Genomic DNA, 6424 nt, shown 5'->3' with positions numbered 1-6424 from the left:
GCGAAATCTTTAGCAACACCGCCGTATACTTTTGCAAGAGTAGTACAGATAGCAGCAGTTAGAGTTGTTTTACCGTGGTCAACGTGGCCGATAGTACCAACGTTTACGTGCGGTTTCGTACGTTCAAATTTTTCTTTAGACACAATCGTGTTCCTTCCTAGTTATGATTCGCCACGTTCATTATTGAGCGAGACGCGCCAGAAATTGCTATTTTATGCGCCAACTCTCGTTAGCGCAATATTTGGACGCATTGTTCTTTCAAAAAATGAAAAAAAATGCCTTCCTTTTGTTTAACCACGCTCTGCAATGATTGCTTTTGCAACATTGTTAGGCACTTCAGCGTACTCACTAAACTCCATAGAGTAAGAAGCACGACCTTGTGTCGCAGAACGTAAATCAGTTGCGTAACCGAACATGACAGACAACGGAACTTGTGCACGAATTATCTTCAGGCCAGCTGTCCCCTCGTCCATACCTTCGATGATGCCGCGACGACGGTTAATATCGCCAACAACGTCACCCATCCAGTCTTCTGGAGTAGTTACTTCAACTTTCATCATAGGCTCAAGCAGAACCGGTTGCGCTTCAAGTGCACCCGCTCTGAAAGCCATAGAGGCAGCGATTGTAAACGCCATCTCACTTGAATCTGTTTCATGGTAAGAACCATCATATAGTGTAGCTTTGATATCCAAAACTGGATAGCCAGCAAGCACACCATTGTTCATCTGCTCTTCAACGCCTTTAGCAACTGAAGCGATAAACTCTTTCGGTACGATACCATTGGCAATTTCATCCACAAAGACAAAGCCTTCGCCAGCTTCTGATGGTTCCAGTTTCAGCCATACGTGACCGTACTGACCTTTACCACCATGTTCACGGATAAATTTACCTTCCGCTTTCGCTGTACCACGAATAGTCTCACGGTAAGCCACTTGCGGGTTACCAACGTTGCAGTTCACGCTAAATTCGCGCTTCATACGGTCAACGATGATATCTAAGTGTAGTTCACCCATACCAGAAATCAGAGTCTGGCCAGTTTCCGCATCCATATCAACGCGGAACGATGGGTCTTCCGCTGCTAGTTTACCTAGAGCGATAGTCATTTTATCTTGATCAGCTTGAGAGCTTGGCTCTACAACGATCTGAATAACTGGGTCTGGGAACTCCATGCGCTCAAGAACAATCTTATGGTTCTGGTCACAAAGGGTTTCACCAGTAGTTACATCTTTCAGACCAATGATGGCTGCGATGTCACCTGCTCGTACTTCTTTTACTTCTTCACGCTTGTTTGAGTGCATTTGAACAATGCGACCTAAGCGTTCACGTTGTTTCTTCACAGAGTTGTAAGCAGTTTTACCGCTTTCTACAACACCAGAGTAAACACGGATGAAGGTAAGAGTACCAACAAATGGGTCTGTTGCGATCTTAAATGCTAGCGCTGAGAACGGTTCTTTGTCGTCCGCGTGACGCTCTGCTTCATTCTCGTCTTCATCGATACCTTTAATTGCAGGCACATCGACTGGAGAAGGAAGGAAATCAACAACTGCATCTAGAACAGCTTGTACACCTTTGTTTTTGAATGCACTACCACAAGTAGCAAGTACAATTTCATTATTAAGGGTACGAGTACGAAGACCTTGTTTGATTTCAGCTTCTGTTAGTTCACCTTCTTCAAGGTACTTATCCATCAGCTCTTCATTTGCTTCTGCAGCAGCTTCAACAAGTTCTGTACGATATTCTTCAGCCATTTCTTGCATGTCTGCAGGAATATCTTCGTATGTGAAAGTCATGCCTTGGTCAGCTTCGTTCCAGTTAATTGCCTTCATCTTGATAAGATCGACAACGCCTTGGAAGTTTTCTTCAGCACCAATGTTCAGTTGAATTGGAACAGGAGTTGCGCCTAAGCGGTCCTTGATCTGTTCAACTACGCGCAAGAAGTCAGCGCCGGTACGGTCCATTTTATTAACGAAAACCATACGTGGAACTTGGTACTTATCAGCTTGACGCCATACTGTCTCTGACTGAGGTTCAACACCAGATGAGCCACAGAACACAACAACTGCACCATCAAGCACACGCAGAGAACGTTCTACTTCGATTGTGAAGTCAACGTGTCCAGGAGTGTCGATGATGTTAATACGGTGGTCCGAGAACTGAGCTTCCATACCACGCCAAAACGTAGTGGTTGCTGCTGAAGTGATCGTAATACCGCGCTCTTGCTCTTGCTCCATCCAGTCCATGGTTGCTGCACCATCGTGAACTTCGCCGATTTTGTGAGAAAGACCGGTATAGAACAGAATACGTTCACTTGTGGTTGTTTTACCTGCATCTACGTGAGCAACGATACCGATATTACGGTATTGCTCTATAGGAGTTTTACGAGCCACGGTTGAATCCTCTTATTAGAGACTTAGGGACTATTGCTATGTCTAGATTAGGCGTTAAAAGCGATGCTTCGCTAAAAATTGCTTGCCCTAGAAATAGCAATAGTTCCTAGCATAAGCATAGGAACTAAAGAAGTGCTGCAAGGAACCTTGCAGCACTAAAAAGGTATTACCAACGGTAATGTGCGAACGCTTTGTTTGCGTCAGCCATGCGGTGAACGTCTTCACGTTTCTTAACCGCAGTACCTTTGTTCTCAGACGCGTCTAGCATTTCAGCAGCTAGGCGTTGAGCCATAGATTTTTCACCACGCTTACGCGCAGCTTCAACTACCCAACGCATAGCAAGAGCGTTACGGCGAACCGGACGAACTTCTACAGGTACTTGGTAAGTTGAACCACCTACACGGCGAGATTTAACTTCTACCGCTGGGCGAACATTTTCAAGAGCTTCTTCAAATACAGCTAAGTGGTCTTTACCAGACTTCTCAGCCATTGAATCTAGTGCAGTGTAAACGATTTTTTCTGCAGTAGATTTCTTTCCGTCAACCATAAGGATGTTAACGAATTTTGCCAGCAATTCAGATTTGAACTTAGGATCTGGAAGGATCTTACGCTGACCTATTACGCGACGACGTGGCATGGATATTCTCCGTTGTCTTCTTCAGGTTTTTTCCAAAACTTTTCAGAATAATAAATAAAATAGTGTTTGGCCTTACTTAACGATTTCTTTTTAAAAAAGAGAATCAATTAAGACTTAGGACGTTTCACACCGTACTTAGAACGACCTTGTTTACGGTCGTTAACGCCAGCACAGTCAAGTGCGCCGCGAACAGTGTGGTAACGAACACCCGGAAGGTCTTTTACACGACCGCCACGGATTAGTACAACACTGTGCTCTTGTAGGTTGTGGCCTTCACCGCCGATGTACGAAGTTACTTCGAAACCGTTAGTTAGACGTACACGACATACTTTACGTAGTGCCGAGTTAGGTTTTTTAGGTGTAGTAGTGTAAACACGAGTACATACACCACGTTTTTGTGGGCACGCTTCTAGTGCAGGCACGTTGCTTTTAACAACTTGCTTTACACGAGGTTTGCGAACCAACTGGTTAATAGTTGCCATTAACTAGCTCCTGAAATTTACTTGAAAGTAAGCTTTGTGAAAAATCTATCCCTAATCACAAGTCGTAATTAGGGACGCAAAATTCTATTCAGCAGTGGGAGGTGTGTCAAGAAATATACAGATCTTTTTTAGCCGTCTAGAGCTCAGGATGGTCTACTTTTAACCAAACTGATAAAACACAGCTACCAAGTGACTGATTTGTCGTTCAAAACCGTCAGTTTAACGAAGCCATCGAAGTCAACTTGATCAATGGTACTTGAGACAAGTAGTTGTAAACCTCGGCTATCGAGATCTGGTTTTAACACCGACACCTGCTCTACTGCGCAGATTTGAGTGAATAACTCATGATTGGGAAGGCAAACATACACCGCATCTTCCACCAAAAGATACTGATCTTGTGGCTGAGAATAGGTCAATGCGAGTTTAAGTTTGTCGACTGATTTTACAATATGAAGCATAGCGTCCCCTAGAAAGTCAGTATCTGTTGGCACTGAGCTAACTTCTGCGTTAACTCGTCGGCTTCAACGGTGGTCACATCGATCAGCAGGTTGTCTGCTGAAAGACCAAACTGACTCAGACTACGCTGACACACATACACCTGTTCGATGTCGTACAGGTCCATAAGTTTGAATGCAGAGATGTAGTCACGCGATAGTGTTTCGTCGGGCTGCTGCGCCTTGAGAAGCTGTGTCACGCCATCGCCAACAAAGAACACGGCGATATTTTCACTGTAAGCAGATGCAGCAAGTAATGCGTCTAACCCTTCTCTACCCGCAGCGGTCGTATGAGGGAAACTGTTAAATATAAAGGCTAACTTTCTCAAAACTGCACAACCCTATCTTGCGTTAGTAGCGCTTCCGATAAGCTCCCTAATCCGGCTTGAGTAAATCCAGTGGCTAGGTTAGAGGCACTTAGTTGATGTTGCTCTGCTTCTTCAGAGCTAATCACTCCGCGTCTTAGCGCAGCTGCCACACAGGTTTCAAGGCTAACATCGTGTTCATCAGCCAGCTTTTGCCAAGCAGAAGCTAAATCAAATTCATCGTTAGCCGGTACGGTAAGGTCTGAGCCGTTACTGACGCCATCTTGATAGAAGAACACACTGTGAAGTTTGTGGCCCTGTTTAATCAGAGCCACGGCAAACTGGTAGGCACTTCTTGCTGACTGTGAGCCATAGACTGGCCCATTCACTAGGAGTGTATAGCTTAGCAACCCTCTTCATCCTCTGTTTTACGTTGGCGGATGTATAGGTACACGGTGTGCTTAGAGATGTTCAGTCGCTCAGCAACGCGGTTGATCGCGTCTTTAATATCGAAAATACCTTTGTCGTACAGCTCCATCACGATCTGACGGTTCTTAGTATTGTTCGATACCGATTTGTCAGCGTTAATTTCTTCAATGGTGCGTTCAACCGTTTGGTCGACAAGTTCTTCAACGTCACTAGCGAAGTTAACCGATGATGCGGCTTCGTCTGCGTCTTGTGTAGGCATGAACGATTGCAGCACTTGTGAGAATGGCGCGTCTAGATTCACGTTAATACACAGTAGGCCAATCACTCGGTCTTCACCGTTGCGGATAGCAACCGTGATCGACTTCATCAACACTCCGCCTTTAGCGCGAGTGAAGTATGAACGTGAGAAGTTACGCTTAGAACCTTCAATATCTTTTAGCATCTTCAATGCAAGATCGGTGATCGGCGAGCCAACCTGACGACCTGTATTTTCGCCGTTGGCAATTTTAATCGCAGAAGTATTGAGGTCTTCTAAAGAGTGCAAAACGATTTCACAAAACGGACCAATAAGGCTCGCAATACCGTCAACAACGGCCTCATAAGATCTTAGAATGATTTTATCGTGTTCACTGAATGGCATAACGTGGACTGATTCCATTTCAAGTAACACATCTGCATTGACTGTTTCTGTAGTAGTCACTTATTCCTTACCTTCGTGTGAAAAATCAACAAATTTATGTAAGTTTATCAGAAAATTTTAATTGCACACCTAGCTAACATTGCAACTAGTGATTTAGAACAAGTTTAAAAATCAAATACTCATCTTCAAATCATAAAAAAAGCCTAACTCAAAGTTAGGCTTTTTATTCAATCAACGTATTTTAGTACGAGGCTTTTAACCGATATTACTGTGCAGGAGCTGCTTCAGCGTTATCGATGTTTAGTAGTTCTACTTCGAATACTAGCGTTGAGTTAGCTGGGATAGTCGGTGTGTCTTGCTCACCGTATGCTAGCTCTGGCGGGATAACGAACTTGTACTTAGAACCAACTTGCATCAGTTGTACGCCTTCAGTCCAGCCTGGGATTACGCGGTTTAGTGGGAATGTTGCTGGTTCGCCACGATCGTAAGAGCTGTCGAACTGAGTACCGTCTGTTAGCGTACCTTTGTAGTGTACTTGAACGGTATCAGTGTCTTTTGGAGAAGCGCCTTCACCAGGAGTCATTACTTGGTAAAGTAGACCAGATTCAGTTTGCTTAACGCCTTCAGTTTTAGCGAACTCAGCGCGGAAGTCATCACCGGCTTTCTTCACTTCTGCAGATTTTTCTGCCGCTTGTGCTTGCATCGTTTCAGCAACACGCTTGTCTAGAGCTTCAAGAGCTGCGCGAGTTTCTTCTTCGTTAAGTGCTGTTTTCTCTGCGAATACGTCTTCGATACCTTGAAGAACCATATCTTTGTCTAGGTTGATACCTAGCTCGCTTGGCTTATCAATGCTTGTGCTTAGGTAGTTAGCGAAAGATACACCGATTGCGTAAGCCGCTTTGTCATCTTCTGTTTTAAAGTTTACTGCTTCAACTTTAACTTCTTCTACCTGTGGAGCTTCTGCCTTTGGTTCTTCTTTCTGACAACCAACTGCTAGCATAACCGTTGCGGCAAGCAGTGATACTTTTAAAACTGATTTCATTGAATTCT

Annotated in this window: 9 protein-coding genes; all 9 read right to left on the bottom strand. The window is 44.3% G+C overall.

Going from position 1 to position 6424, the window contains the following annotated elements; genetic code table 11:
• Window positions 1-143: GTP-binding protein (locus AB4263_RS14855; RefSeq protein ID WP_240798929.1), on the bottom strand; the 143-nt coding region annotated here is incomplete at its 3' end.
• Between the two features lie 147 nt (window positions 144-290).
• Entirely contained in the window at window positions 291-2387 is a 2097-nt protein-coding gene (gene fusA, locus AB4263_RS14850; RefSeq protein ID WP_065584305.1) for an elongation factor G, read from the bottom strand.
• Between the two features lie 166 nt (window positions 2388-2553).
• Window positions 2554-3024 carry a 30S ribosomal protein S7 gene (rpsG, locus tag AB4263_RS14845; protein ID WP_010435163.1) on the bottom strand — a complete coding sequence of 157 codons (471 nt, stop codon included), beginning with the start codon at window positions 3022-3024 and terminating at the stop codon, window positions 2554-2556.
• Window positions 3025-3131: 107 nt separating this feature from the next.
• Complete coding sequence (gene rpsL / locus AB4263_RS14840; protein ID WP_004737194.1) at window positions 3132-3506, bottom strand: 30S ribosomal protein S12; 375 nt, start codon at window positions 3504-3506, stop codon at window positions 3132-3134.
• A 182-nt stretch (window positions 3507-3688) separates the two neighbouring features.
• Entirely contained in the window at window positions 3689-3964 is a 276-nt protein-coding gene (tusB, locus tag AB4263_RS14835) for a sulfurtransferase complex subunit TusB (RefSeq protein ID WP_017063711.1), read from the bottom strand.
• A gap of 8 nt (window positions 3965-3972) precedes the next feature.
• Entirely contained in the window at window positions 3973-4329 is a 357-nt protein-coding gene (gene tusC, locus AB4263_RS14830; RefSeq protein ID WP_102428189.1) for a sulfurtransferase complex subunit TusC, read from the bottom strand.
• A complete protein-coding gene (gene tusD, locus AB4263_RS14825; protein WP_017063709.1) occupies window positions 4326-4715 on the bottom strand; it encodes a sulfurtransferase complex subunit TusD in 390 nt (129 codons plus the stop codon). Before tusD ends, tusC begins: the two co-directional genes overlap by 4 nt.
• The gene (locus AB4263_RS14820; protein WP_004729851.1) at window positions 4709-5434 is read right to left on the bottom strand and encodes a transcriptional regulator; all 726 of its coding nucleotides are present in this window, start codon (window positions 5432-5434) and stop codon (window positions 4709-4711) included. Before AB4263_RS14820 ends, tusD begins: the two co-directional genes overlap by 7 nt.
• Window positions 5435-5639: 205 nt before the next feature.
• Window positions 5640-6416 carry an FKBP-type peptidyl-prolyl cis-trans isomerase gene (gene fkpA, locus AB4263_RS14815; protein WP_017066211.1) on the bottom strand — a complete coding sequence of 259 codons (777 nt, stop codon included), beginning with the start codon at window positions 6414-6416 and terminating at the stop codon, window positions 5640-5642.
• Window positions 6417-6424 lie beyond the last annotated feature (8 nt).

Origin of the sequence: Vibrio sp. 10N.261.55.C5 (genome assembly GCF_041470505.1) — a bacterium.
Taxonomy (GTDB): domain Bacteria; phylum Pseudomonadota; class Gammaproteobacteria; order Enterobacterales; family Vibrionaceae; genus Vibrio; species Vibrio crassostreae_C.
This window is presented reverse-complemented; position numbering and strand designations above follow the sequence as displayed.